This is a genomic window from Paenibacillus oceani (assembly GCF_014705615.1).
GTDB classification, from domain to species: domain Bacteria; phylum Bacillota; class Bacilli; order Paenibacillales; family NBRC-103111; genus Paenibacillus_AB; species Paenibacillus_AB oceani.
In genome coordinates this window covers 156536-182864 of the sequence record NZ_JACXJA010000019.1, presented here as the reverse complement: position 1 = coordinate 182864, position 26329 = coordinate 156536, and the positions used below count along the sequence as shown (strand labels likewise).

The 26329-nt window shown below is 55.9% G+C and carries 17 protein-coding genes and 1 pseudogene; 5 read left to right on the top strand and 13 right to left on the bottom strand.

Features of this window, described 5'->3' with window-relative positions; translation table 11 throughout:
• Positions 1–207: 207 nt before the first annotated feature.
• The 9 genes and pseudogenes from IDH45_RS15640 to IDH45_RS15600 all read right to left on the bottom strand — a co-directional run bounded on the left by IDH45_RS15640 (position 208) and on the right by IDH45_RS15600 (position 12340).
• A complete protein-coding gene (locus IDH45_RS15640; RefSeq protein ID WP_223836684.1) occupies positions 208–1248 on the bottom strand; it encodes an alpha/beta hydrolase family protein in 1041 nt (346 codons plus the stop codon).
• A gap of 229 nt (positions 1249–1477) precedes the next feature.
• Positions 1478–2383: a Gfo/Idh/MocA family protein gene (locus IDH45_RS15635; protein WP_190929054.1), complete on the bottom strand. Its 906-nt coding sequence runs from the start codon at positions 2381–2383 to the stop codon at positions 1478–1480.
• Positions 2384–2548: 165 nt separating this feature from the next.
• Positions 2549–3895: a helix-turn-helix domain-containing protein gene (locus IDH45_RS15630; RefSeq protein ID WP_190929053.1), complete on the bottom strand. Its 1347-nt coding sequence runs from the start codon at positions 3893–3895 to the stop codon at positions 2549–2551.
• A 65-nt stretch (positions 3896–3960) separates the two neighbouring features.
• Entirely contained in the window at positions 3961–5154 is a 1194-nt protein-coding gene (locus tag IDH45_RS15625; RefSeq protein WP_190929052.1) for a M20 metallopeptidase family protein, read from the bottom strand.
• A 964-nt stretch (positions 5155–6118) separates the two neighbouring features.
• Positions 6119–7003 (bottom strand): annotated as a pseudogene (gene sdaAA / locus IDH45_RS15620) (L-serine ammonia-lyase, iron-sulfur-dependent, subunit alpha); the annotation flags it as partial.
• Complete coding sequence (gene sdaAB, locus IDH45_RS15615) at positions 7000–7689, bottom strand: L-serine ammonia-lyase, iron-sulfur-dependent subunit beta (RefSeq protein ID WP_190929051.1); 690 nt, start codon at positions 7687–7689, stop codon at positions 7000–7002. The pseudogene sdaAA and the gene sdaAB, both read right to left, overlap by 4 nt.
• A 96-nt stretch (positions 7690–7785) precedes the next feature.
• Entirely contained in the window at positions 7786–8853 is a 1068-nt protein-coding gene (locus IDH45_RS15610) for a dihydrodipicolinate synthase family protein (protein ID WP_190929050.1), read from the bottom strand.
• 3 nt (positions 8854–8856) lie between these two features.
• Positions 8857–9873: an NAD-dependent epimerase/dehydratase family protein gene (locus IDH45_RS15605; protein WP_190929049.1), complete on the bottom strand. Its 1017-nt coding sequence runs from the start codon at positions 9871–9873 to the stop codon at positions 8857–8859.
• Between the two features lie 190 nt (positions 9874–10063).
• A complete protein-coding gene (locus tag IDH45_RS15600) occupies positions 10064–12340 on the bottom strand; it encodes a helix-turn-helix domain-containing protein (protein WP_190929048.1) in 2277 nt (758 codons plus the stop codon).
• Between the two features lie 411 nt (positions 12341–12751).
• Between IDH45_RS15600 and IDH45_RS15595 the strand changes: the two genes are divergently transcribed.
• The 4 genes from IDH45_RS15595 to IDH45_RS15580 all read left to right on the top strand — a co-directional run bounded on the left by IDH45_RS15595 (position 12752) and on the right by IDH45_RS15580 (position 17438).
• Positions 12752–13609 carry an ABC transporter permease gene (locus IDH45_RS15595; protein ID WP_223836704.1) on the top strand — a complete coding sequence of 286 codons (858 nt, stop codon included), beginning with the start codon at positions 12752–12754 and terminating at the stop codon, positions 13607–13609.
• A 12-nt stretch (positions 13610–13621) separates the two neighbouring features.
• Positions 13622–14485, top strand: a complete 864-nt coding sequence (locus tag IDH45_RS15590) for a carbohydrate ABC transporter permease (RefSeq protein WP_190929046.1) — start codon at positions 13622–13624, stop codon at positions 14483–14485.
• An 82-nt stretch (positions 14486–14567) separates the two neighbouring features.
• A complete protein-coding gene (locus IDH45_RS15585) occupies positions 14568–16076 on the top strand; it encodes an extracellular solute-binding protein (protein ID WP_190929045.1) in 1509 nt (502 codons plus the stop codon).
• A 126-nt stretch (positions 16077–16202) separates the two neighbouring features.
• Positions 16203–17438, top strand: coding sequence for a BNR-4 repeat-containing protein (locus IDH45_RS15580; RefSeq protein ID WP_190929044.1), 1236 nt, complete (start codon positions 16203–16205; stop codon positions 17436–17438).
• 270 nt (positions 17439–17708) lie between these two features.
• Here IDH45_RS15580 and IDH45_RS15575 read toward each other — a convergent pair whose 3' ends face one another.
• On the bottom strand, positions 17709–18311 hold the full coding sequence (locus IDH45_RS15575; RefSeq protein ID WP_190929043.1) for a TetR/AcrR family transcriptional regulator: 603 nt from the start codon (positions 18309–18311) through the stop codon (positions 17709–17711).
• 103 nt (positions 18312–18414) lie between these two features.
• On the opposite strand from IDH45_RS15575, the gene IDH45_RS15570 reads away from it, so the two are divergent.
• A complete protein-coding gene (locus IDH45_RS15570; protein ID WP_190929042.1) occupies positions 18415–18960 on the top strand; it encodes a hypothetical protein in 546 nt (181 codons plus the stop codon).
• Between the two features lie 106 nt (positions 18961–19066).
• Here IDH45_RS15570 and IDH45_RS15565 read toward each other — a convergent pair whose 3' ends face one another.
• The 3 genes from IDH45_RS15565 to IDH45_RS15555 all read right to left on the bottom strand — a co-directional run bounded on the left by IDH45_RS15565 (position 19067) and on the right by IDH45_RS15555 (position 26145).
• Positions 19067–20404: an ABC transporter substrate-binding protein gene (locus IDH45_RS15565; RefSeq protein WP_190929041.1), complete on the bottom strand. Its 1338-nt coding sequence runs from the start codon at positions 20402–20404 to the stop codon at positions 19067–19069.
• A 1176-nt stretch (positions 20405–21580) separates the two neighbouring features.
• Positions 21581–22297 carry a class D sortase gene (locus IDH45_RS15560; protein WP_190929040.1) on the bottom strand — a complete coding sequence of 239 codons (717 nt, stop codon included), beginning with the start codon at positions 22295–22297 and terminating at the stop codon, positions 21581–21583.
• A gap of 92 nt (positions 22298–22389) precedes the next feature.
• Positions 22390–26145 (bottom strand): collagen binding domain-containing protein, encoded by a 3756-nt coding sequence (locus tag IDH45_RS15555; RefSeq protein ID WP_190929039.1) that lies wholly within the window; start codon positions 26143–26145, stop codon positions 22390–22392.
• Between the last annotated feature and the right edge of the window lie 184 nt (positions 26146–26329).

The window sequence follows — 26329 nt, the reverse complement described above, 5'->3', positions numbered from 1 at the left end:
CGCTCCTATTAAAAAATAGTTCCATTACTTTTCATTACACAAATTTCCCATCATTCAAACCATCTTTTTTGAGGTACCTAAGTAGTTACTACGAAAGAACCTCAACTTCCACTGCAACGTGAAGGCTGAGGTCCTTTTTCTCAGGAAAAATCGGTATTAGGCGGGGCACCAACATTGCAAAATGACTTTGGAGGCGCCCCCGCCGATTTACTTCAGCCAGCGGTCCAGAAAATCGTACGCGGCGGCGCGGATCGGACCCGGGAAGTCGTGCTTGCTCGTCCCGTCGAGCGACAGCATCTTCTCCGGCTCGCCGAGCCACGCGTACAGCCCGTGCAGGTCGCGCATCGCCGCGGCGATCGGCTCCCAGTGCGGGAAGATCGTATCCGCCTGGCCGCTCCAGTTAAAGAACGGCACCGGCGCAGCCAGCGCGACGATCTCGTGCCACTCGAACGGCACTTCGCCCCGTTCGATATAGTCGGTGATCGCCGGAATATGCGAGAACCAGTCGCGCCGCCCCCAGCGGTTCGGGTTCGGGTCGCCGGTGAATGTGGCGAAGCCGCAGCTGGAGACAATCGCGCGAATCCGCTCGTCGGCGCCGGCCAGGAAGAAGGCGTTGTAGCCGCCGAGCGAATGGCCGATTGCACCGATCCGCCCGCTGTCCACGTAGTCCAGCGAGGCCAGCAGATCGAGCCCCTGCCGATGGTCGGCGATCATTTTGCCGACTGCCGTCCAGGCCGGGTTCTGCTCATAGAACGGAGCCGTCTGATATGCGGGCGCTCCTTCGTAGATCCGCTCGCCCGCCGTAATCGTGTCGGGCGCCAGCACCACATAGCCGCGGTCGGCGAGCTCGGCTCCGTACCGGCGATTGTCCCTACCCAGCGAAGTGGCGACGTCGCCCTTGCCTTCGTTCGCGGTCGGATGCAGCGCCATCATGGCCGGCAGCTTGCCTGCTCCCGGCTCGGCCGCTCCTTTGGGCACGAGCAGATACGCCGTCACCGTATCGCCGTCAACCGTATCGTAGCGCAGATGCAGCCGGTCGTGACGCTCCTCGACCGTTTCCGACAAGATGTCATAACGAAGCGGAACCGCAGGCGGCACACCGCCGATCAAGTCCAGCCACCGCTCCTTAAGCGCCGCTTTTTTCGCTTCCCACCCCGCTTTTTCGGTGATCGAATCGAGCAGCTTCGGGACGCCGTCCCGGTTAAGCTGCTCCAGCGTATATCCCGCCTGCTTGCTGCTTTCCGTCATCTCCAACTCTCCTTCGCTATCCGTGTGTTGAAAACTCGGTACCAGGCCTCGTATCAGGAGCAGACTCCCCGTCCTCCATCTCCGCTGCCAGCGGATGCGTCCGCTCCCTGGCCGTGCGCAGATCTGCTATCCGCTGGCAGCGGAACGGCACGGCCTATTCCCGCTCCCGTTACAGAAAAAAAAGCGGGTTCATGACTGGCATCATGTTCCCGCCTGCTGCCTGCTATCGTTACAGCGCAACCGTCTTCCCGGTTTCGCGGCTTTCGTTAGCCGCTTCGATGAAGCGAACCAGACGCACCGTGTCTTCGAAGTCGATCGCTGGGCCTTCCCCTTTGAACATCGCCATAATCGGCTCAAGCATGCTCGCATAATACGGCTTCGGATGAGCGTATACGTCGACGAACTGGCTGCCTTTCTCGCGGTGCACGACGGCGCCGAACGTATTGTTGCCTTTGCGGTTGCCGCGCATCGTAGCAATCCGGCCGTCCGCCCAGCGTCCGACGATCAGATCGTGGTCGTCGTTGGTTGTGACCGTAACATCGACACAGTCTTTGCCGAGCGTTGCGAATACCATCTCGACCGTATGAATGCCGTACCAGAAATAACCCGGCTGCGTCGGGATCAGTGCCATCGGACCGAACGCGTCAATGCCGATCACCGCTCCTTTGCTGTCGTCGCCCAACACGGAAGTTAGTCCTTCCGCATAACGGAGCGCCGAGCTGCTCATGACCGGAATGCCGTGCTTCTTGGCCAGCTCCGCGATTTGCTTGGCGTCTTCGGACGTTACGGCGAGCGGCTTATCGATAAATACCGGTTTGCCGTAAGGCGCAATTTTGGCGAACTGCTCCAAATGGACGCGTCCGTCTACCGATTCCAGGAGGATCGCATCGCTTTGCTCGGCTACCGCTTCGACCGAATCTACGATCGTTACGCCCAGCTCGTCGCGAAGCGTATTCGTAAACCCTTCCACGCGGGAAATGCTGAGCTCCATATCCGGCGAACCGCCGGGAAATGCGACGACGACTTTGCCGCCGGCTACGTGATAAGCGTTTTCGGGATCATTCAACAATTTGGTGAAGGCGGTAACGTGCGAAGTGTCCAATCCGATAATTCCGATTTTTAATGCGTTCGACATGGAACGCACCTCCCTATATTCAAAATATCCGAACAAGCTTGCTGCAGGTTCGTTCTTAACTATACCAAGACCGGCTGCAGAATTATTGCCTTTTCTTTTGATCGGGATCATCTTTTTTTACGATTTTGTTCACTCGCACGAACATCCATTCCCGCCGGACCCGGGTTAGCGGACCAGCTCGCTTAAGAACGACAGCCGGTAAATTTGCTTCGGACGCCCCTTCGACTTCCCCTTCTCCTCGCCGATAATCTCGATAAGGCCGGAATCGAGCCAGGCGAGCAAAAACCGGTGGGTGCTGCGCACCGTAACGTCCAGCACAGTCGCAAGCTCCTGTGCCGTATAATCGGTCTTGCCGAACCGGGTAACGTGGGCGACCAGCTTGCTCAAATACCCCGAGGTCAGCCCGGCCTCCTCCGCCCGCTTCAGCAGGTTCGCATCGATCAGCGACAGGTCGTACTCGTGCGGGTGCGTCATCTCCAGCGGACCGATCACGCTTTTGTCCTCCCGGACGATAAAGCAGATATCCCCCCCGCTTTCCTTGGAGTTGCGCAGCGCCAGCCGCGCATGGGTGCCCGCCTCGTTGGCCGACCGCCCGAAGCCGATGCCGATGCTGAGCGACAGCCCGTAATATTTCTCGACGACCCGCGCCAGCGGGATCGACTTGTAGCCGCCGGTCTCGCGTTCGAAGATGCCGCGCGTCGTAATAAACAAATATTCGTTCCCGCCCAGATGCGTCAAATGCCCGTCCAGCGATTCGACGTACCCGAGCAGCATCCGGTGAATGTCCAGCTTCAGCCTCTGCACCTCGTGCTCCGACGCCTTTTTCTTCGCCAGTCGGTCGAACTCGTCCACATGGATAAACCCGACGACGATCTGCGATTCTTTGCTGCGGCGCGATTCGGTCGACAGCAGGGAACGCTCGAGAGCGACGATAATGTCCTGATCGGTCGGCAGCACCCATTCGTTCGGGATGCCCTTCTCGGAAAGCCCCGCGGATACGGCCCCTACGCTCGTCAGAACCGCCTTCGCCTTGCCGCTGCGCACCTGCTCGGTGTGGAAATCGATAAGCGCCCCGCTAGCCGCAAGATCGGACCCCGGGTAATGAACGAGCTCTTTATACGGTTCCCCGAGCTCCTGGAACGCCCGCTCCACCGACTGCTTGGACAACGTATCGACCGACATCTCCTCCAGGCCGAACCGCCTTCCGATGCGGAACAAAGCGCGGTACAACCCGGTACCGGACAGCCTTACGTAATGCACCGGTATTTTGAAGTTGAGCTTCTGAACGGCCATCCGGTAAGGAACGGGCCCTGAGAACAGGATCACTTCCACATGATCCATCAGCTCCTTGGCGAGCTCCGGCGCTTCATCCTCCCGGCTGAACAAGCGGGTTACCGGATCAAACGACGGAAAGCCTTTGAGGCAATGCTCCATCTTTTCTCTTAGCTGCTCCGGACCGATAATTCCGATGGCGATACCTTTGGGAAATGGAGCCGTGTTCGTTTCGGCCATAATCCAGCCTCCAGACCTGTCATGTCGTATGATTCGTTAAGCAGCCGGCGAGCCGGTTTCAGGCTTCAGCCGCCGCTTAACCGCTTCAAGGCTACGGCCGCCAGAAGCGAAGCTCCGAGCGGCAAGCATGCTTCCTCGATGGTGAACTTCGGATGATGCAGTCCGTACGCGCGCTCCGCGCCTTCCTCCGGACCGGACCCCAGCCAGAAAAAGCATCCCGGCACCTGCTGCAAATAAAGCGAGAAGTCTTCTCCCGCCAGGGTTGGCGCCGCCTCGATCCGATTGGCCGTGCCAATCGCCGCCTCCACGGTCTGCTCTACATGCGCCACACACTCGTCACTGCTTACCAGCACCGGAGTCATCTCCGTATAGGTAACCTCCGCTTTGCAGCGGTACGCTTCGGCGATCTGGCCTGCGATGCGGGTAATCCGCTCCTTCATCGACGCCTGCACGCGCGGGGAGAACGTCCGGATCGTACCGACCAGCGAAGCGCGGTGCGGGATAACGTTGTACGTGTCGCCCGCCTGCAGGCTGCCGATCGTCACGACGACCGGGTCAAACGGCGATATTTCGCGGCTAACCGCGGTCTGCAGCCCCATCACGATGGCGGACGCCGCGACGACCGGATCGATGCTCTGGTCCGGGATCGCGCCGTGGCCGCCCTTGCCCTCGAGCGCGATTTCGATGCGGTCGACAGAACCCATTAGCGAACCGTAACGGGTAGCCACCTTGCCGGCCGCCAGCGTAGGCAGATTGTGCAAACCGTAAATCTCGTCGACGCCTTCGAGCGCACGCTCCGCTATCATCATCCGGGCGCCCTGATTGATTTCTTCGGCCGATTGGAACAAGAACCGCACGTTCCCCTCGAGCTCGTCCTTGTGGTCCATCAATATACGCGCCGCTCCGAGCAGTATCGCCGTATGCGCGTCGTGACCGCACGCGTGCATAACGCCGCTGCGCTCCGAGGCGAACGGGACGCCGCTTTCCTCCTGGATCGGAAGCGCATCCATATCGGCCCGAAGCGCAATCGTTTTGCCGGGCTTGTCCCCGGCCAGCTCGGCTACAACACCGTGACCGCCTACGCCGGTATTGACTTCATAGCCATATTCCCGCAAACGAGCCGCCACCTTGGCCGCCGTCTCCGACTCTTCCAGGCTCAGCTCGGGGTTGCGGTGCAGATCGCGCCGGAAATCGACCAGATCCTGCTCCATCCGTTCGCCCGCATCCAGTAAAGGACGCAGTAATGTCGCTTCTGTCATCGGCAGTGGTCCCTCCGTCCACATCAGTATATGAATGATAAAGCGGCCGCCGTTTCGGCGCCGCATATTCGGCTTCCAGCATGCGGTACACAGGAATCCGCCAACAACCGTTCTTTCAACCGGCAGGAGGCGGCAATGTATCCAGAAGCAAATCGCCAGCGTGCTTGTACACGACTTACGGGATCGGCACCCCTTCCAAAATATTACCTCAAATGCAGCAAAAAGTCTCCTCACGTACGCGATCGGAGAACCGTTGCAGGCAAATCTATGGAGAACTATGCGAAAACGGCGGCCGATAAGAGCTTTTAGCCGCTCTTATTGTGCGCTTGATACAGGTGAATGAGAAAATAAGAGTCGTTTGCAGCCTCTATTTTCTCTAAAAAGCCGCTCTCGGAAGCCCGTTCCGCCAAATAGCAGGCTGAAACCGCTCTTATTTGGCGGCTAAGCCTCGATTTGAAGGAAATAAGAGGGGCAAACCGCTCTTATCTCCTTCATCCCGGGTCTGAGCGGGGGCGCACCGCCATGCAATCGCCCCGCGGCGGCCGCGCCGCAAAACCAGGCCGCACGCTTGCGCCTATCTCGCCCGGCGTGTCGGCTTTATTCAAAGCTACGCCGTGGCGCTCAGCTCGTCGGCTTGTCGGCTCCCGCACCCACCGTTTCGGCCCCTGCGCCGGACAGCGCACGCGCCTCAATCCGCCTTGCACCGCCGAGATCCTCCGTCAACTCGTCGGCTTGTCGGCCTCCGCACCCGCCGTTTCGGCCCCTGCGCCGGACAGCGCACGCGCCTCAATCCGCCTTGCACCTCCACGATTCTCCGTCAGCTCGTCGGCTTGCCGGCTCCCGCATCGGCCGTTTCGGCCCCTGTGCCGGACGCCGCCGTTGCGCCTTGTTCCGTCTCCGCCTTCGCGCCGCCGGCGATGCCGGCTCCTTCGGCGCCTTTGCGGGCCGCCTCGCCCGACTTTTGCTTCGGCGCGCCTTTGCGGTAAAGCTGATCCATAATCTTCTGTCCGGTCGGCGTCTGGGCGAGTCCGCCCTTGGCCGTCTCGCGGTGCTTCTCCGGCATGCTCGTCCCGACTTCCAGCATGACCTGGATCACCTCGTCGGACGGGATGACACTGCGTACGCCGGCCAGCGCCATGTCCGCCGCGGCGAGCGCGTTCACCGCGCCGAAGCCGTTGCGCACGATGCACGGAACTTCCACAAGCCCGCCTACCGGATCGCAGATCAGGCCGAGCGTGTTTTTGAGCGCGAGTCCTACGGCGTGGGCCGCCTGTGCGGGCGTGCCGCCGCGCAGTTCCGTCATCGCGCCGGCCGCCATGCCTATCGCCGAGCCTACTTCCGCCTGGCAGCCGCCCTCGGCGCCGGAGACGAACGAATTGTTGGCGATGACGAAGCCGATCGCTCCAGCCGCGAACAACGCATACGTCATCGTATCGTCGTCCCAGCCGAACCGTTTCTGCGAGCTGACGAATACGCCCGGAATAATACCGCACGAGCCCGCCGTCGGAGTAGCGATAATACGACCCATCGACGCGTTCACTTCCGATACGGCCAGCGCGTTCGCCATCGCTTCCGCCGCCACGCCGCCGACGGCCGCTTCATTGTGCTCCATATATTGCTTCACCCGCTGGGCGTCGCGGCCGGTCAGCCCGCTGCGGGAGGTCGTATCCTCGGTCAGTCCTTTGTGTACCGCTTCTTTCATGATGGCATAATACTCCGCCATCTTGCGGAACTGCTCCTGCTCGTCCTTGCCGGATTCCTTGGCTTGCTCCTCCAGCATCAGACGGCCGATCGATTTGTTTTCCCGCTCGCACAGTTCCACCAACTGCTGCATCGTCCGAAATCTCATGCCGGATCGCCCCCCCTTTTTGCCGTCAAATCGACGAGACGCACATCCTGTACCGTACCAAGCCGGCCGATCTCGAGAATGACGTCGCCGGTCAGCGAGCTGTCCGTATCGATCACAGTGATCGCTTCGCCGCTCCGCCCTCTCCGGTCAACCGACATATGCCCGATGTTCACGTTTTCACGGCTAAGCACCCGGGTCGCATCCGCAATCATTCCCGGCCGGTCCTCATGGAACACGATCAGTGTCGGATACATCGCCGTAAACTTGACGTCGAACCCGTTCACTCCGAGCATCTCGATGTTGCCGCCGCCGATCGAGGCGCCGATCACCGTGATTTCGCGATCTCCGGCACGGACGACGATCTTGGCCGTATTTGGATGCGGAAAATGCCCCTTGCCTTCCTTAAATGCGATGTCAACACCGAGCTGTCCGGCAATCGTCAGCGAAGAGGGAATGCGCGGATCGTCGGTTTCGAAATCGAGCAGCCCGCCCACGATCGCAAGATCCGTTCCGTGTCCGCGGTACGTATCTGCAAATGAGCCGTAAAAATAAATGTCCGCTTTCTCGGGCAGTTCGCCGAGAATATGGCGCGCCACCCGCCCGATCCGGACCGCGCCCGCCGTATGGGAGCTCGAAGGCCCTACCATGGCCGGACCGATAATCGAAAAAACGTCTTTGAATCGCATCGCAAGTCCCCTCATTCGCCGCGTTATACGTATTACTGTTATTGTATTCGAAACGGACAAAAACGGACAGTAGTTATACTGTCCGCTTTTCGTTTGTCAATCTGCCAGCCATTCGTTCAGATGCTGCTTCACAAAGTCGTCGTCGTTCAGATGCGGATAATCGCGGTACATCCGGTCGATCTCTTCCGATTGTCCTTCGGACAACACTTCATGCGGGTTCAGGCACCAGGTTCCTTTCATCAGGCCCTGGCGGCGAAGCACTTCGTGAATGCCCGGGATGCAGCCCGCGAAGTTATGGGCCGGATCGAAAAACGCCGCATTTGTGTCGGTGACTTCGATATTGCGGGTGTTCCAGTCCGCGGACAGTGTCACGTCGTTGCGAACCCGCTTCACTTCCTCAAGCAGCTCGACCGCTTTTTTCGTCCAGACGCACCAGTGTCCGAGCAATCCGCCGACGATTTTCTTCTCGACGGTCTTGCCGTCTACGTTAAAGCGGTACGTCGTAAGCAAATCGCTTACGATGTTATCGTCATTACCCGTATACAGGGCGACCTCGTCGCGGCGGCTCGAATACATGACCGCACGTACAACGTCGATCGTCTGGTACCGGTTGAACGGAGCGATCTTGATCGCGATGACGCCTTCGATCTCGGCCAGTTGACGCCAGAAGTTAAAGCTGAAAATACGTCCGCCTACCGAAGGCTGGAGGTAAAAGCCGATAACCGGAATTACTTCCGCGACGGCTTTAATCCGCTCGAGATGCTGCTCTTCGGTCCAGTCCTTCAGACCGCCCATGCTGACAAGGCCCGCGTCGTAGCCAAGCCCAACCGCGATATTCGACTCCTTCAGCGCCTGCTCGGTCGGTCCGCATATGCCGGCGACTTTCAGGAAAGGACGGTCCAGCTTCGCCCGGTCCACCTCTTCAGCAGCCAGACGAAGGACCGGCTCGTACAAGTTATACTGCGGTTCGCGGATTTCGAACTGGGTCGAATGTACGCCTACGGCGACGCCGCCCGCTCCTGCCGCAATATAATAACGGGTCAGCGCCCGCTGATGCTTCTCATCCAATTTCCGCTCTTCGGTAAGCGCGAGCGGCTGCGCCGGAATGACCAGGCCGTCATGCAGCGCCTTCACTTGTTCCGGGCTTAAAGGTTTGCGGCTCATGGATTAATATTTCCCCTCTCTCTCCTGAAAGTGAGTTGGTTTGTTCCAGGTTTTGCCGTCCGTCGCTACCCAATCCGCGATCCAATCGAGCATCTGGGCGATCGTGACACGCGGATAGCCGAACGTTTTGTGCGCTTTCGAGCAGTTGCTCAGCAGTGCCGTATCCGATTCTTGTCCGACGATGTTCGCATCTACGCCGAGACGTTTGGCAAACTCGTTCGCCACCCAGCGAAGCGACAGCGTCTCAGGACCGGACATGTTGAACACGGCCGGAGGCGTGCTGCACACGTTCAGGCAGCGGAGCGCCCATTCGTTGGCGTCACCCTGCCATACGACATTGGCATGACCCATCGAGACGTCGACCGGAAGGCCGGCTTTGACCGACTTGGCGATCTCGAGCAATACGCCGTAACGAAGATCGATTGCATAGTTCAGACGATAGATCGCCATCGGAATATCGTAACGGTGCGAGAAGCTTTCGAATACGCGTTCGCGGCCCAGGCAGGACATGCCGTACTCGCCGTTCGCTCCGGGAGGCGTATCTTCGGTCGCTCCGCCGGAGAATACCGGGGTCAGCGGGTATACATTGCCGGTCGAGAATACGACGATGCGGGAGTTTCTGTACTTCTCGGCTACGCGGCCGGGCAAGTACGAGTTCATCGCCCATGTGAAATGCTCGTTGCCGGTCGTTCCGAACTTGTTGCCGGCCATGTAAATGACGTTTTTGACGTCAGGCAGCTGCTGCAGCTGGTTGTCGTCCAGCAGGTCGACGGCGATCGTTTCGATCCCGTCAGCTTCCAGCTCGGCTTTCAGCTCTTTGTCGGAGAAGCGCGAAGCTCCATATATTTTTTTGTGCACACCTGCTTGTTTTAATGCATTTTGAGCCAGTCTCGCCAAGCTTGGTCCCATCTTGCCGCCGATCCCGAGCAGCATAATGTCTCCGTCGATCGCCGCGATGTCTTTTACCAGAGCCTCGGACGGCTCCGCCAATTTTGCCTCTAATTCAGCAATTGTTTTCATACAGGACTCCCTTCGCTTTTCGGAATGGATAAAGTGCTTACTCTAAGAGTAAGGCATCCGCAGATTAAAAGACAAGTCTATTAAATGTCTATTAAACACCAGCCGCCCCCCGTCCCGAAAGCGATTCCATTCGCCCCATGCGATCCTTGCCTTCCCCGGCCGGCGAAACAGCCGGATTCGCCTCCGCGCCCTAAACCTGCGTGTCCGGAGACAGGTGCAGCTTGCGGTATTCCCGCGGCGACAACCCGCTGAACTTTTTGAACATCCGGTTGAACGAATTGATGTTTTGGTAGCCGGAGCGCAAAGCGACGTCCTGGATTTTCAGATCAGTTTCGAGAAGCGCACGCTTCGCCTCCCCGATCCGTACGCCGTTAATGTAATCCACAAAGTATTCTCCGGTTTTCTCCTTAAAATACGTCGACAAGTACCCACCCGTAATATGGAGCTGCTCTGCGACGATGTCCAGCGTAATATCCTGGGCAAAGTTCGTCTGCACATATTCGGTGACGAATTCGATGATCGGGTCCCCGCTTTTGCGGATGCTCCGGATCTCCTCGCAGGAGGCGACGATCAGCCGGCTGAAAAACATCCGGTATTGACGGCCCGAATACAAGCCGTCGATCGGATTCGTCTCCGCGATCGCCTGCTCGGCCGCCCGTTCTTTCAGCCCGAGCGCGTACATCGTCTTCCGCACCTTCTGCACGATATCGGCGGCAAACTCGCGGTATTGACGGACCGACGCCTCCTTGCGCTCCATCAGCGACAGATGGCGATCGAGCAAATGCAGCAGCTCCTGGGCGTTGCCTACCTGAAGATTCTCGTCGAACTGCCGCTCCTGCGCCTGGGTGAACAGCGAGGACGTCTGCCGTCCTGACGCCTCCCGGACGACTTGCGTCTCTTCGGTCAGCATCCGCTCCTGAAGCAGGCGGACCGTCTGCTCGTAAGCCCCGGTAAAATCCGACGATTGCGGATACACCGGCGATACGGCGATCGTAAAGAAATAATAGTCCGCATCGTTGCCGAACATGCCCTGCAAGCTTTCCAGACACATCTCCAGCTTGGCATCGTCCGGTTCGCTCAGAACGGATACGATCTGGCGGTTCTCCATCTGCAGCGTCAGCGAACGCGGGAATTCGGAGGAGATTCCCTGGTTGATGCATTCCCGGATGAAGTAGGTGAGCCGGTCCGGGTCGTCCTGCATGTTTTCCCAGAACAGCGGTTTGTACGAGATCTCGAACACAAGAAACCGGAACGAATCGGCGGACAACGCGTCCATCCCCGCTCCGTGCTGGCCGTCGTATATTTTTTTGAGCTTGTTGATGTATCCGTACGATTCCAGCTTCGTAGTTTTGAGCACAAGATCCTGCTCGATCCGGGCGTTCGTCTTCTGCATATCGTCCAGCTTCCGGCCGATCAGCTCGAACTCGGGGATTCCTGTCGGAATCGAGACGTCCTTCCCGTCCGCCTGCTGGATCGAATTGACGATTTGCCTGACCGGACGGTTGAAGCGCACGCTGAACATAATCGAGAAGAAGACGCTTACAAGCAGCGCGGCCGCAAGCAGGGACAGCAGGATCAGATTGAGCTGCGAGATTTGCTCGAACATTCTCGAGACCGGAACGATGTTCATATAAGTAAATCCGCTGTGCTCGCCCGACTTCGTAAAATAGTACGTATGATCGACCAGCACACTCGCCTCGTCCCTGTCCGGCTTCAGCTCCGGCTGCGGCATGCCGGCCGGGATATCCCCTTTGGCGTAAACGGCGGTTCCCTGCTGATCGTAGATAATAAAATTCGGGTTGACCGACCGGTGGAACGCGTTATACAGCCTGTCCGCATCGAGCATCGCCACGATGTAGAAATCGTCGTACTGCCAATGCTTGATTACATACGGATAAAACTCGCCTTTGGAAATAGCTTCCCCCGTTTCAAAAAAGGGATTCTCGTAAAAGGTGGACGCCGCATACAGCCGCGATGTATACGCCTGACTGAACTGCTTCTGCCAAAACGAGCCGGGATACTCTTTGCTCGTATAAATTTTCTCGAAATAGACGCTGCGCTCCGCCGTTCCCGCTTTGCTCACCATCAGTCGGTTGTCCTTAAAGACAAGGAAGACGTTGTCGATATGCATCAGCGGATTGCCCACGACCTTCGTAATCTCCTGCTTGACCAGATCGTACAGCTCAAACCGCGAGTTCCCCGAGCTGTTGCGCAGCCGCGTTACGTTTTCGCTGAAATAAAGCGCATACATTTGCTTCTGAATCAGTTGGAAATGCTCCTCGTACCGTTCCGAGGCGAACCGGATGTTTTGCTCGTTGTACCGGATAATTTCGCTGCGGATATGGTTTTGATACATCGTATAGGAGAAAAAATACAGCGAAGCCAGAAGTACAATGACTGTCAAAAATCCGAGCAGCAGCCTAAACAGCAGCGAAGACCTTCTGGAGCGAAAACTGAAAAACTTCATCACACTTGTTCGACCCCCGGGCAAAAAACAGGATGTTATCGATCTATTCTTTCTCTACTTGTATGTACCATCATACATGACAAAGCCCCGTACTGAAAGGGCGGCGCGTTAAAACGGAATATGCAATTTTTCGAAAACTGATCTTATTTACGGATTTCGCAAAATAGTGGAAGATACGGAATAGCTATCGTTTCCTTCCGGTGGCCGCCGATGCTAAGATAAGGGCGTCAGAAACGGTGCAAGCGTTTGCACCTGCCGGGCAACATACACCAATAGAAAGACGGGAGGACCTGCCAGATGAACAATGCCGGCTCGGCCGCCGCCCAATGGCCGGAAGCGCACACGCCCCTCAAGCCGAAACGGGGCCGTACGATATGGAAGAAAGCGGTGCAAAGCAAATATTTGCTGCTGATGTTTTTGCCATGCTTCCTCTATTATTTGATCTTCAAATATTTGCCGATGGGCGGCATCGTTATTTCGTTTAAAGATTACAACCTGTACAAAGGCATTTTGGAGAGCAAGTGGGTCGGTTTCAAATATTACGAAATGTTTTTCAAAAGCCCGGACTTCTGGATTTTGCTGCGCAATACGTTTTTGCTCGGCTTGTACAAGCTGGTGTTCGGATTTCCCGCGCCGATCCTACTCGCCCTGCTGCTGAACGAAGTGAAGCAGGCGTTGTTCAAACGGTTCGTCCAGACGGTCAGCTACTTGCCGCACTTCATTTCCAATGTGGTCGTGGCCGGTATGGTCATCATGTTCCTTTCCCCCTCGGGCGGAATGGTGAACAAAATTATCGAATCACTCGGGTTTACGCCGATTCATTTTATGGTCAATCCGGAATTGTTCCGCTCGATTTACGTCACCTCGGAAATTTGGCAGCATGTGGGCTGGGAGACGATCATTTATTTGGCCGCCCTCACCTCCATCGACCCGGCTCTGTACGAGGCCGCCGATATCGACGGCGCCAGCCGCTGGAACAAGCTGTGGAACGTGACGCTTCCGGGAATCGCCCCTGCGATTATTATCCTGTTCATTCTGAACGTAGGGCGCGTTCTGGAGATCGGCTTCGAGAAGGTGTTCCTGCTGTACAATCCGGCCACCTATTCCACTGCGGACATCTTAAGCACCTACGTGTACCGGACCGGACTCATCAACGGCAACTTCAGCTATGCGGCCGCCATCGATATGTTCACCGGAGTGATTTGCCTGATCTTCATTTACAGTGCCAACGCTTTGAGCCGCCGGATGTCGGAGACGAGCTTGTGGTAAGGAGGAATTTGCTTGAAACGCAAAATTACGTTATTTTCCGTAGTGAATACGATCATTCTGCTCGGCCTCGTTGTCGTCACGCTGTATCCGTTCGTGCATATGGGCGCCGTATCGCTTAGCAGCAGCATTCACGTGCTCAAGGGGGAAGTCAGCTGGTTTCCGAAAGGCTTCCAGCTCGAAACGTACAAGTTGGTGCTGAGCGATCCCCGCATCGGCAAGGCGTACTGGAATACGATCGTATACGTGACGCTCGGCACCGTGATCTCGCTGGTGATCACTTCGCTCGGCGCTTACGCGCTCGCCAAAAAAACGATGCTGTTTCATCGCGGCTTTACGCTGGTCATCATTTTTACGATGTTTTTCAGCGGCGGGATGATTCCGACGTTTCTCGTCGTGAAGGAGCTCGGAGTGATGGATACGGTGTGGGGCATCGTCCTGCCCGGAGCGGTCAGCACCTGGAACCTGCTCATTATGCGCACGTTTTTCTCCGGCATTCCGGTTGAGCTCGAGGAGTCGGGGCGGATCGACGGCCTGAACGATATCGGCGTGTTTTTCCGCATCGTCGTTCCTTTGTCTCAAGCCGTCTTCGCTACGATCGGGCTGTTTTACGCCGTCGGGCTATGGAACAACTTTATGCTGCCGCTGCTGTATTTGCGCGATCCGGATCTGTTCCCGCTTCAAGTCATTCTGCGCAATATCGTGCTGGCCGGCCAGGTGAATCAGGCCGACGCCGCGGCGATCGGCGACAATGTCGTGCTGGAGGAATCGCTCAAGTACGCGACAATTATGGTATCCACCGTTCCCATTCTCCTGATCTACCCGTTCCTGCAGAAATATTTCGTCAAAGGCGTAATGATCGGGGCGGTCAAGGGGTAACGATACATCCAGACTTAGCTTTCCACACTGGCATGGCATGGGGAAACAAACAGATCGACCTAAAAAAAGGAGAGGTTACTTCATGAAAAAAGGGTATACGTCCGCCGGAATCATCGCTTTATGCGCTTCACTTCTGGCCGCATGCGGAGGAAAGGCAGCGGAAACGCCTCCAGCGACGGAGGGCAGCGGGACTCCTGCAGAGAAATCGAAAAACACGTTCACCCTGCTGATGGCCGACCACCCGAACTGGCCTTACAACAAAGACTGGCCGGTCTGGAAATGGATCGAGGAGAAAACCGGAGCCAGCTTCCAGGTCCAGCTTCCATCGGGCGCTCTGAACGATACGATCAATCTGAATATCGCTTCGGGCAATATGCCGGATGTCACCTACTTCTCCAGCCGGTTGGACGCCAATAAATTCGGCCAGCAGGGAGCGCTCGTCAACATTCTCGAGTACAAGGACAGCATGCCGAACCTGCAAGCATGGATGAAGAAATACCCGGAGATTACCCAGTCGTCGCTCGCCGCCAACGGCGCGATGTATATGCTGCCTAACGAAGGGTTCGGCGAGACGAACCGTTCGATCTGGATGTACCGCGAAGATGTGTTCAAGAAGCACGGCCTGGCCGCTCCGACCAACTACGACGAGCTGATTACGGTCGCCAAAAAACTGAAGGAGCTGTATCCGGGCAGCTATCCGTTCTCGTTCCGCAGCGGCAGCAACCTTGGGATTCTCGGCTTCACCGCCGCCCAGTTCGGCACCCATAACACGTTTTTCCTCGACGAGAAAACCGGCAAGGCCCGTTACGGCCCTACCGAAGACAGCTTTAAGAAGATGATCGAATTTTTCCACCGGATGCATAAGGAAGGGTTAATGCCGCCGGATTGGCTGACGGTTAACGTCCAGCAGTGGCAGAACATGGTGTCCAACAACCAGACGTTCCTCATTCTCGATTTTATCGGCCGTCTCGACCTGTTCAACATTCCGATGCGCCAGACGAACCCAAGCTTCAATCTCGCTTACATGACGCCTCCGGAAGGCGTTCCGGGCTTCAAGGTGAATCCGTATACGCACGTTCTCGAATCGGGCTTGGCGATCTCCTCCCGTTCCCCGAAAATCAAGCAGGCGCTCGCAACCTACGACTGGTTCTACAGCGAAGAAGCGAAACAGCTGCTCAGTTGGGGAAAAGAAGGAGAAGTATACGAGAACGGAAACAAGAAGCTGCGTGCGGAATATCTCGACGTTACCGACGTTCGCAAAAAGACCGGTCTGGCGACCAACGCCACCTACATGTGGTTCGATTACGACGCCCACCTCGTTCCGGCGACGCAGGAGCAGAGAGACGCTTACACGCAGGCGCGCAAGCACGACAGCATCTACCGCGTGAAGCCGCAATATGCGGAGGACGAGCTGGCTAACGTGTCGTTGCTGCAGGCCGCCATCGACAAGCACCGCAACGAGCAGTTGACCCGGTTCATTCTGGGCGAACGCAGCCTCGATCAGTGGGACCAGTATGTCGCGGAGGCGAATAAGCTGGGGCTGGACGAGCTGATGAAAATTACGCAGAAAGCGTACGATAGGCTTCGCTAATCGTCGCCCAGCGCTTATAATAATGAGGAAAGGACGCCATGAAGGGAGCACCGTTGCCTACCTTCATGGCGTTCCGGTTTCCGCAGCCCAAGGACACGATCTATCGAATCCAAGGAGGAAGTCATGATGGAGGAGCGTTATTCCGCGCAATTTGCGGCCGACGGCGCCTGGTGCTTTTTCGCTGATCCCCGGGCCGTTTATTATGAAGGAAAGCACCGGAGAACGTACGTAGGCTGGCTTACCGCGCAAGGGGACGTGATGGCGGGGGTTTACGACCATCGCACGGGCGCGGCCGAATCGGTCGTTGTAAAGCCCGGGCTGCAGAAGGACGATCATGCCAATCCTTCGCTGTATGTCGACGACCGGGGCAGGATCACGATCTTTTATTCGGCGCACAACGGATCGGCTATGTATTACCGGACGACGGAAACAAGCGAGGAGTTGTCCTCGCTCGGAGCGGAGCATCTGCTGCCCGCCAATACGGAAGGAAAGAAAGGGTATACGTATCCGACCCCGATTTATTTGCGCCAAGAGCGATTGTTTTATTTATTTTGGCGCGGCGGCAACTTCAAGCCGAACTTTAGCGTAAGCTCCTCGTTATACGAGCACGACTGGTCCGAAGCGCAAACGCTGATTATGGACGAAGGGCAGCGCCCGTACATCCGTTATGCCTCGAACGGCGAGAATACGATTCATTTCGCCTCTACCGACGGTCATCCGAATGTGGAGCCGCACAACAGCATCTACTATGCCCGTTACCGCGACGGCGCTTATTACAAAGCGGACGGCACGAAGGTGAAGCCCGCCTCCGGGCTGCCCTTGAAGCTGTCCGAGCTTGACGTCGTCTACGACGGCAAGGCCGAAGGCCGCAACGCCTGGATCTGGGACGTCTCGTTCGACCGGGAAGGCCATCCGGTCATCGTATACGCCGTATTCGTCTCTGAGACGGATCATCGTTACTATTACAGCATATGGAACGGCGGACGATGGGAAACGAATGAAATCGCCTCCGCCGGAGCGTGGTTTCCGCAAACACCGGAAGGCAAAAAGGAAACGGAAACGTATTACTCCGGAGGCATTGTCCTCGATTCCCGGAGCCCGGACACCGTCTATTTGTCCCGCCCGGTGAACGGCGTGTTCGAGATTGAGCGGCGGCATACGGCCGATCACGGGCGGACATGGACGTCTGCCCCCGTTACGTCGGGCTCGTCCTCGAATCAGGTCCGGCCGTTCCTCGCCCGTAACTACAGCGACGACGAGGCACTTCTGTTGTGGATGAGCGGCGATTACATCCACTTTACGGATTACCGGACGTCGCTTCAGATGACGCTGGTGAAGCCAGGGGAAAGTCTGCACCGATAGCAGGCAATTATGCCCGGCTCTGGATTGGACACGCCTTGAATTGCATACCAAGAGGACGTCCGGACGTTGCTTCCGGACGGTCCTCTTGGTAAATCCCGCTCCAAGGCCCCCGGCCCAAGCCAAGCAGCAATCGGTCCGCTTTGGTCGAAATCAAGGGCTCTCATGTCCCCGCGTAGCTGCCGTTAGCCGGCTTTTATGGGAATCGCAAGACGCCTTTCCGCAACAAACGAAGCCGCCCGGACTTCAAGGCGTTCGTTTGTTGTTTTTTTATCAGCTCGGCCCGGGCTGCAGCAAATGGTCAAAGTAATCAGATACGACCGCAGCAATACGCTCTCTCGTAACCTCGTCCGGGCAGATGACGCCGTGTACGACGAGACCGTCTACCAAAGCGAACAGCTTCTCCGCCTCCAGCTCCTCGTTCACGCCGGGCTTCATCATCCCCTTCTCCGCCAAGGTGGCGATAAACATCCGGAACAGATTGCGCAGGGAATCGTAGATTTCCCGGTTCAACGATTTCAATGACGGGTCGGCCACCGCTTTGCCCGCGAAAGCCATCCACACCTCGCATTCCGCCAGCCTTTCATCGTCCAGCGGCACGAGCTCCGCAATGATGTTCTCCATATCTTGACGGGGGTCCCCGGACCATGACGTTTTCGTTATACGCTCATAGACCCGATCGGAAACAAGCCGCATCGAGAAGGCGAGCAGCTCCGACTGGGTCGTAAAATAGTGCCGCAGGGAACCAAGCGACATCCCCGCCTCTTCCGCTACGTTGCGGACGGACACCCCGTCTATTCCGACGCGGCGTATGACGCGCCAAGCCGCTTCCGCGAGCAAAACACGACGTTTCTCATGATCGACTATTTTAGGCATGAGTTGATTATATCACCGTTGTTTTTATGATACAACCGTGCTAAAATAACGTTATAATACAGTTGTATTAAATAAATTCACACGTTGTTAGGAGTCATTTTCTATGATTGCAGCCTTTATTGTCGCTTGTGAAATCGGATTTTGGATATTCGTCCTCGCCGGCTTGTTGTGCCGGTACGTATGGAATCGCAAACGTCTGGGCGGCCTTCTGCTGTTGTGCACACCGCTCGTCGACCTCGCCCTGCTGATCGCCACTGTGATCGACCTGCGGAACGGCGCCACAGCGGGTGTCGCTCACGGCGCGGCCGCCATCTATATCGGCGTCTCCATCGCCTTCGGCCATCAGATGGTAAGATGGGCGGACGTCCGGTTTGCACACCGGTTTGCCGGAGGACCGGAGCCGGTGAAGGCGCCGAAGTACGGCTCGGCTCACGCCCGCCACCAGATCGGCCAGTCGCTCCGTCATGGCGTCGCATGGATCATCGGTGTAGTTCTGTTATTCGCCATCGTTTTGTTTACCGGCGACGATAGCCGCACGGCAGCGTTATCCGGTACGATCCGCGTCTGGTCGATCGTGCTTGTGATCGATCTTGCCTTCGCCTTCAGCTATTTGATCTGGCCCAAAAAGGAAAAAGGCGCAGGCTCGTGAGAGCGCGCCTTTTGATGTTGTTGGGCGAACAGCCATTCAGGGGCCGCCGGATTGTCAGCCGGGCCGTCCCCCATTCCATCCCGGATCAGGCGAGTATCGTCTAACCCTACTTTTTCCCCTGCTTTTCCTTCTCTGCCGCAATTGCCTTCTTCAGCAGTTCGTCGGCTTCCCGCAAAGCGGAATTAATGTCCATCTGATTGGTCGCCACTTTCTGGAACTGGCCAGACATCGTATTTTGCTGGGTTCCGAGGGCAATGTCCACCAGCCCCGGGTCCCGTTTCGGCGTTGCCGGAATCGGCGGAAGCGTCGTGAGCGCTTTCATGTTTTTCTTGCCATAAACCGGATGATCCTTGCCGAGCGCGTCGATAATTTCCTTTTTCACGAGAGTCGTTGGAATGCCATTTTTGGAATCCTGCATCTGGATTTCGTCGGACAGCATCTCCATCATCACCTCGAACGCATCTTCCTTATGCTTGCTCTGATTCGTAATCGCCCAGTAAGCCGGCCCGCGCTGCCCCATCATTTTCGGAGCGCCATTGATCAGCGGAGCTGAGACGATATCCCAGTTTACTTCCGGCGGTATGATGAGGTAGATGTTGTGCTGATTGATCTGCATCGCCACATTCCCTTTGCTGAACGCGTTGTTCTCGTCCGCGACCGTCTTGGCGATCTGGTTGTTCGGAATATCGTAGAACCGTTTTAATGTCTCGAACAGCCCTTTCCATTTGTCCATACCGGACAATCCGTCCACCTTCGGGTCCAGAATCGGGAGCGACATCGGATTGTCGCGCATAAAGGCCATCGTATTGGCGCTTAATCCGCGATATATCGTACCGCCGTCCGATCGGCTCATTTTCTTGGCGAGCTCGTAAACTTCGTCCAGCGTCATGCCGTCCTTCGGATACGGAACTCCGAACTTGTCGAACAGATCTTTGTTATAATACAGCACTTGCGGAAAATACGGCGGTACCGGGAGGCCATACACTTCACCCGATCCGATTACGTCGATAATTTCTTGCGTAAACACTTTATTGAAACGGTTCATGTCGTATTTGTACTGCTTGATCAAATCGCGCAAGTCGTAGGCGAGTCCCATATCCAGATAATTGGTCCGGATCGTCGGAATATCCAGCCTGTACAGATCGGGGATTTCCCCGCGCGACACCAGCTCCGCGATACTGTTCCCTTTTCCGCTGGTCGTATATTTAAACGTGATGTGCGGAAACTTCGCTTCAAGCGTTTTTCTCCATCTGTCGTCGAATTCTTTGGCGCTCACTCCCGGCGCGTAGATCGACATCTCATAAGGGTCTTTCTTCTTCACCGGAGCCGGCGCAGCCGGATCGCCCCCCTGATTGCCGCCCTGCTGACCGCCGCAGCCTGCAGCCAATAATGCCGAACACAGAAATAAAGCAGTTCCTTTCATTTTGAACGAAGTTGCTCTCATATCCCGGCCTCCCTCTTTAATTTGCATCCTTGCACTTGCCTGTTGCGATATCCAGCCGCAGCTTCGCTGAAGCCGCCTCTGTCACGATTATTGCCGAACCCTGATCACCTCCAGCTAAGGTATATAAGAAGCTTTTGAACGAAGGCTAAGCCACGTGGAGTGGCTCCTGAACGCGTAAACGGAAGCTATTCTTGCGAGCGGAAAGAAGTCAGCTTGGCGACAGCTTGGCTGAAACAAAACACGTATCGGCTAGAAAACACATTAGGAGTCTTTCGCACCCTCTATTTTCGGCTTTTTCGAAAAATCGAGGTGAATAGAAGCCGTTTGCACCCCTTATTTCAACCAACTGGCGGACTCTGCACCCTTTTCCCGGATATTAGAAGCTTCAAACCGCTCTTATTTCCCCATACAAGCTGGTTTTGGACAACATAAGGGCTACAAACCGCTCTTACTTGGTTTCTTCCTGCCTAATAAAAAGTTTTTCACAGTTCTGGTGTTTATCTTCCAACATACGGGAGCGCTCCCACGTTTTTTAGGAAAACGTGCCCGTTCACGCTGCTATTTTAGCGTATTCTGGTTCCCATCTACGGACTAATTTATATCCCTGCTTGATACATGTCTATCAGAAAAAACACCTCTTACTGAAAGCGTTTTCCAGTCCGCTTAAAATGACTATACTTCAAAAAAAATCGTCAGTCAATCTCCAATTTAATATGTACATCACAAACAAGAAAACGCGAAAAACCTATGTACATCAGTACTTTTCCGATCAAACAACCAAATCTCAGCCCGCACTAAAAACGATCGCATTACTCCGACTAATTCGACCTATTTTTACGAAATAATATTTCGTAATCGGGCTGATCGACGCATCAAAATGGCCCTGATTCGAACTATTAAGGAAGAATATCTGGTTCCCATTATTAATAAAAGGGAAACCACAATTGTAAATTCACTTATGGAGCCAAACTCTGCTAGCAAATGTAGAAGTTTCGACGAATGAGGGAAAGCGAAATAACGGGGGAGCTTAATACGGTACGGATGAGCGGAATACTTTGGACGATTTGGCTGCGGTCGAGACTGCTCCATCTTGATGAACCCCAATTGTGTAAGGGGGCTGGGACCAAAGGAAAAGCGAGGATGGGCCTCGCCTCAACATAGTTGCGTTGAAGCCGGTTATTCCATCCTCGCTTGGACGATCAGCCGGTGCGTTCCGGTATCTACCGGGTCGCAGGTGATCAATGTAATCATTTTATCGTCACCGTTCGTACTCAGCACCGACACATCGCTGGGCTCGACGATGACGTGCCGGAAGACGGTATAGACATATTCCTGCCCGGCCTTCCGAACCACGATCTCATCGCCTTCCGCCACTTCGTCGAGACGGTTGAACAACCGGCCTTTCGTCCGTGCCCGGTGTGCGGCTATCGCCGCATTGCCGGCTTGGCCGAGCTGCGTCGTCTCCGTCATATGTGCGGCCGCATGCGCCATATTCGACTCTGTCGCGCCGGCCAGCACCGGCAGCTTCACCCCGATCGAGGCGATTTCGATCGTAGCGATTGGCTGCGGCTTCGGTTTGTCGGCTGCGGCGGGCACTGGGGGTGCATCTGCGGATTCGGTCGCAACCCTTGGCGCGGAAGCATCGTGTGCCTCTGCAGGAGAAGCTCCCCCGCCTTCTTCCTCCAGCCGGTGAGTCTCCATCTCAAACAAGCTGGACAGCCGCCTATATCCATCCCTAAGCTGCGGATCGGCGTCAGGAGCAATTGACGCTTCCATCTGTTCCGCCTCCTTCAGCAACCGGTTTACCTCCCGGTCCGCCTTCCATTCCATCAGTTTGGGAGCGGCCATCACTACAATTCCAAGCAGAATAATTCCGTACGATAGCAACCGCATGAGACGGCTCCTTCCCGCCGGCCGGCCAACAAAACGGCCCCCTTCCCCCGACGGAGCTTCAGGACAAGGGGAACCGCGAGAGCCAACGGCTATTATTTCGATTTCAACTGCCGGCGTCCCAGCCATATACCGAGCGCTACCAGGGCAAGACCCGTCAAGTAAAACGGATTACGGCTCGCCTCGCCCGTTTTCGGAAGCGTCGAGACCGGAACTTCCGGAGTCGGGGACGGATTCGGCGTAGGCGCCGGAACCGGTCCGCCTCGCGGAACGTCTTCCTCCTCCACTTCCACCGTCGATTCCTCCTTCGGCGGCTGACTTGGCGTAGGTCCGCCTCTTGGCACCTCTTCGTCCGGAACTTCCGTGAGCGGAGGATTCGTCGGCGTTACCGGCGTTTTCGGTTCTCCGGTAGTCGGCGGATTAACCGGAGTCGGCGGAGTCACCGGTTTCTCCGGCTCTTCGCCATTATCCCCCGGATCTCCACCACCGCCCGGATTTCCGCCATTACCCGGATTTTCGGGATTCCCTGTATCCGGTTTTTTCTGGTTCGTTACGACAACTTTATGCGTATTATCGACTTTCACTGTCTCGGCATCGATCGTAATCGTGCGTTTCGTATCGTCTGTCACATAACCCGCCGGAGCTTCCAGCTCCTCCAGGACATAGTCGCCGTATGGCAGCTTGGTGAACAGCAGCTTGCCGTCCGCATCCGTCGTCTGCACGAGCGATGCACGCTTGCCCTCTTTGTCGGACAACGAGAACTTCGCTCCCGCCAGCGGCTTGGCCGGATCGTCTTGGTCCACCTTCGTCACTTCCAGGCTGCCTGTCGGCTCGACCGGTGGAGCTTTCTTGCTGTTCGTGACCGTGATTTTCTTCGTATTTCCCTGGCCGGTTATGCTCGAGTCGATCGTTACGTTCCGTTTCTTCTCGTCGATCGTATAGCCTTCCGGAGCGGCCAGCTCTTCCAAAATATAATCGTCATACAACAAGCCGGTGAACAGCAGCTTCCCTGACGCATTGGTAGTCTGGACGAGCGGCGCACGTTTCTCCGCCTTGTCGTACAGCGCGAACTTCGCTCCCGCCAGCGGTTTGACCGGATCGTCCTTGTCGACCTTCGTCACTTCCAGACTGCCGGTCACTCCGCCGCCCGAACCCGAGCCGGAAGACGTGCGAACGATAATTTCCTTGCTCGTTTCGCGGACTTCTACCGTCAACCGATCCCCTTCAAGCGAAACGGTGTTTTCCACCTTGTCTTTGTCCGCAGCGTTAATGAACGATTGGTATTCCAAAATATACGCCGTGGAAATATCGGTTGTAAAGCTCAGCACGAACGTTTCCCGATTTCCCGAAATCGTCGAGATCGCCAAGGTGTAATCCGTGTCTCTCATCAGCAATCCGGCCTTCTCCGCATAGCCGCTCGCGTTAACCTTCGTTGCGTACAGGCGGAACGAGTCCTCGATCAAAATTTGGTTAGGGCTCGGATTATCGATGATCTTGGCGTTGGATATGTGCGACTGTCCTTCGTTGATCCGAATCGTCCAATCGATTTTGTTATTGTTTTGCGTACCGGTTTTCGATACATACGTACCGCCGTTCGGAACTTTGACATAAGCGTTCCATTTGGCAACCTCTGCCGTTCCGCTCATCAACTTGGCGGTGTTGTGAATTTCCGGCTCGATCAGCGCGCCCTTCAGCGTCGTTTTGAACGTAATCCAATACGGCTTCTCGAGCGGATCGTCCTTGAAACGAACCGTCAGCATATGGCCGTTGGTTTCAGACGGAACGGTCACTTCGTACCGATCCTCGGGCAGCTCGGCGCCTTTCTCGACTCCGTTTTTCTTACCGGTCAGCGTCATCTCGTAAACCCGCACCGAATCCGGCACATACGTTTGGCTTTGCCCCAGTACGTCGGTCACTTTAGCCTCTGCGATCGGGTCCAGATTGTAGTTCAGCTTGACGTTCCACGTAATCTCCTTGTTAACGGGATCGTATGCGCCGTCTTTGCTGCCGTTATTGTTCGTATAGTCGTCGGGGTAGAAGGTCGCTTCCCTGCTGATCGGCCCTAGCGTTTTGCCGTTTTCGGTCCAGCTTACGGACGCTTTATTAATCAAGTTTTTGGATTTATCGATTTTCCAGCCGAGGTTAAATTTCGTTTTGTATTCCACGGCTACCGTTTTGTCGATCGTCTTGTTGAACTTGATCACAAATCCGCTGCGTGGATCCGGAGATTCGACCGTGTAGTCGCTCTTCGGCAACTCGATCCCGCCCGCTTTCACGCTCAGCGAATCCGGAAGAAACTCAAGCCCCGCGTTCGGAAACGTATCCGTCAGGACGACGTTATCCATGCTGTAGTAGCCGCCCTCCGGCTTTTTGTCGGCGTTGATCCTGACGAGCCATGTCGTCGTTTTGTTTTTGTAGTCCGTGTAATCCGTACCTCTGTTATCTTTGATCAAAACGCGACTTTTTTGGACCGGAACGGTTACTCCAACGTCGATTCCGTTCGAGACAACCTTGTTCGTCACCTTTTCCGTTTCGGAAGTGAGACGATCGACCGGTTTCGTCTGATACACGATCGTATACGCCGAATCAATATCGGACTTGAACTGCAGCTTGAACCCGTTCGCAGTCGGAGTTACCTCGTAAGCGGAAGCGGGTATCGGCTCCGTCGTCGCTTCTTTGTATACCTTCAACGAATCGGAGACCCATACATGATTAGCGGAGAACTGATCCTCGATGATTGCTTTATCCTGGGTAATCTTGCTCTCGCTGAAATTGTACTTGACGGTCCAGGTTACGATTCCGGTAGCGGCTTCCACCTTATACGACTTCTCCAAAAACTTGCCCCTCTGTACGGTAACTTCCGCCGTAGCCTTCACATCAGCGATCCCTTCGCCGGACAACACGGCGGTGTTGGGGAATTTCGTCTGGTCTCCCGTAATTCGCGTCGAGGCATGCACTTCATAAGCTTTGCTGATCGTCTCGTCGCGGAACAGCACCTTAAACGCGCCGGTTCCGTTCGTCTCCACCGTATATTCGCTGCTGTCCACCAGAGCGCCGGTCACGGCCGAGCCGTCGCCGTTCACTTGAAGGTGGTACACCTTAACCGAATCGGCGATTAACTCGAGTCCGCCAGGAAGCGTATCGCTTACGACCGCCTTCTTCACTGTATCCAGCGACTTGTTAATTTGAATTTTCCAGTCGATCTGGTTTTTGCCGGCCGCTTGCCCCTGCTTATCGATCAGCTTGCCGCCTTTCGGCTTCAGATGAACGATGACCGTTTGCACGCCGCCTTTTACCGGAATCGCAATAATAACTTCCGTGCTTCCATTAATGACTTCTTTCTTAAATTCGGTGCGGATCTCCAGCTTGCCGCTCACATTGGAGTGAGACTCCACATAATCGTTAAACGTCATCACAACTTTTCCGTCCCGGCTCACTGTAAAATGCCCCACAGTCCCTTGTCCGGAGACGAGCGGTTCGTTGATATCCGTGAAAATTTCAAACTGTGACGGCAGGTCGAACGTAAAGGTACTGTCCTTCGTATAGCCGTGGCCGTTCGGAAGCTCCCACTCGTAAGCCAGATTTACGGCTGCCCCTACGTCCAGACTGCTGCCCGGATTGTAGACGGTGTCGATCACCGTACCGTTCTGGTCGGTCATAACGACCTTCGTCAAGATACTCCCGGCATTAACGACCGGAGGCGCATACACCGCGTTCGTCACTTGCCCGTACACGGAATTTTGAACGTTCCCTGAAGTACCGGCGCTCATCCAGGCGACCGTGCCTCCAAACATCGTTTGAAACAGCAGTAACCATACAAGTACGAGTCCACTCATTCTTTTCTTTTTCATAAATTCCTTCGGTCTCCCTACACCCTGATTATGAATTTTGACTGTTCTGAACCTGTCTCTCGCGCGCAGGACGGCACGTGATAATACGTGCCGACAAGGAGCCTTCGGCCCAACCACCTCCGCTTGTCTCGATTGGCGCACGATCCGGCCTAGGTTTCCTGCATTATACCGCTGCCGGCTATAC

Bases quoted from the DNA above. Each gene is read 5' to 3' on its own strand.
- IDH45_RS15575 (WP_190929043.1), bottom strand. From the start codon at position 18,311: ATGCCTAAAATAGTCGATCATGAGAAACGTCGTGTTTTGCTCGCGGAA.
- IDH45_RS15585 (WP_190929045.1), top strand. From the start codon at position 14,568: ATGAAAAAAGGGTATACGTCCGCCGGAATCATCGCTTTATGCGCTTCA.
- IDH45_RS15595 (WP_223836704.1), top strand. From the start codon at position 12,752: ATGTTTTTGCCATGCTTCCTCTATTATTTGATCTTCAAATATTTGCCG.
- IDH45_RS15555 (WP_190929039.1), bottom strand. From the start codon at position 26,145: ATGAAAAAGAAAAGAATGAGTGGACTCGTACTTGTATGGTTACTGCTG.
- IDH45_RS15570 (WP_190929042.1), top strand. From the start codon at position 18,415: ATGATTGCAGCCTTTATTGTCGCTTGTGAAATCGGATTTTGGATATTC.
- IDH45_RS15630 (WP_190929053.1), bottom strand. From the start codon at position 3,895: ATGGCCGAAACGAACACGGCTCCATTTCCCAAAGGTATCGCCATCGGA.
- IDH45_RS15610 (WP_190929050.1), bottom strand. From the start codon at position 8,853: ATGAGCCGCAAACCTTTAAGCCCGGAACAAGTGAAGGCGCTGCATGAC.
- sdaAB (WP_190929051.1), bottom strand. From the start codon at position 7,689: ATGCGATTCAAAGACGTTTTTTCGATTATCGGTCCGGCCATGGTAGGG.
- IDH45_RS15625 (WP_190929052.1), bottom strand. From the start codon at position 5,154: ATGACAGAAGCGACATTACTGCGTCCTTTACTGGATGCGGGCGAACGG.
- IDH45_RS15560 (WP_190929040.1), bottom strand. From the start codon at position 22,297: ATGCGGTTGCTATCGTACGGAATTATTCTGCTTGGAATTGTAGTGATG.
- IDH45_RS15640 (WP_223836684.1), bottom strand. From the start codon at position 1,248: ATGACGGAAAGCAGCAAGCAGGCGGGATATACGCTGGAGCAGCTTAAC.
- IDH45_RS15565 (WP_190929041.1), bottom strand. From the start codon at position 20,404: ATGAGAGCAACTTCGTTCAAAATGAAAGGAACTGCTTTATTTCTGTGT.
- IDH45_RS15635 (WP_190929054.1), bottom strand. From the start codon at position 2,383: ATGTCGAACGCATTAAAAATCGGAATTATCGGATTGGACACTTCGCAC.
- IDH45_RS15580 (WP_190929044.1), top strand. From the start codon at position 16,203: ATGGAGGAGCGTTATTCCGCGCAATTTGCGGCCGACGGCGCCTGGTGC.
- IDH45_RS15600 (WP_190929048.1), bottom strand. From the start codon at position 12,340: ATGAAGTTTTTCAGTTTTCGCTCCAGAAGGTCTTCGCTGCTGTTTAGG.
- IDH45_RS15605 (WP_190929049.1), bottom strand. From the start codon at position 9,873: ATGAAAACAATTGCTGAATTAGAGGCAAAATTGGCGGAGCCGTCCGAG.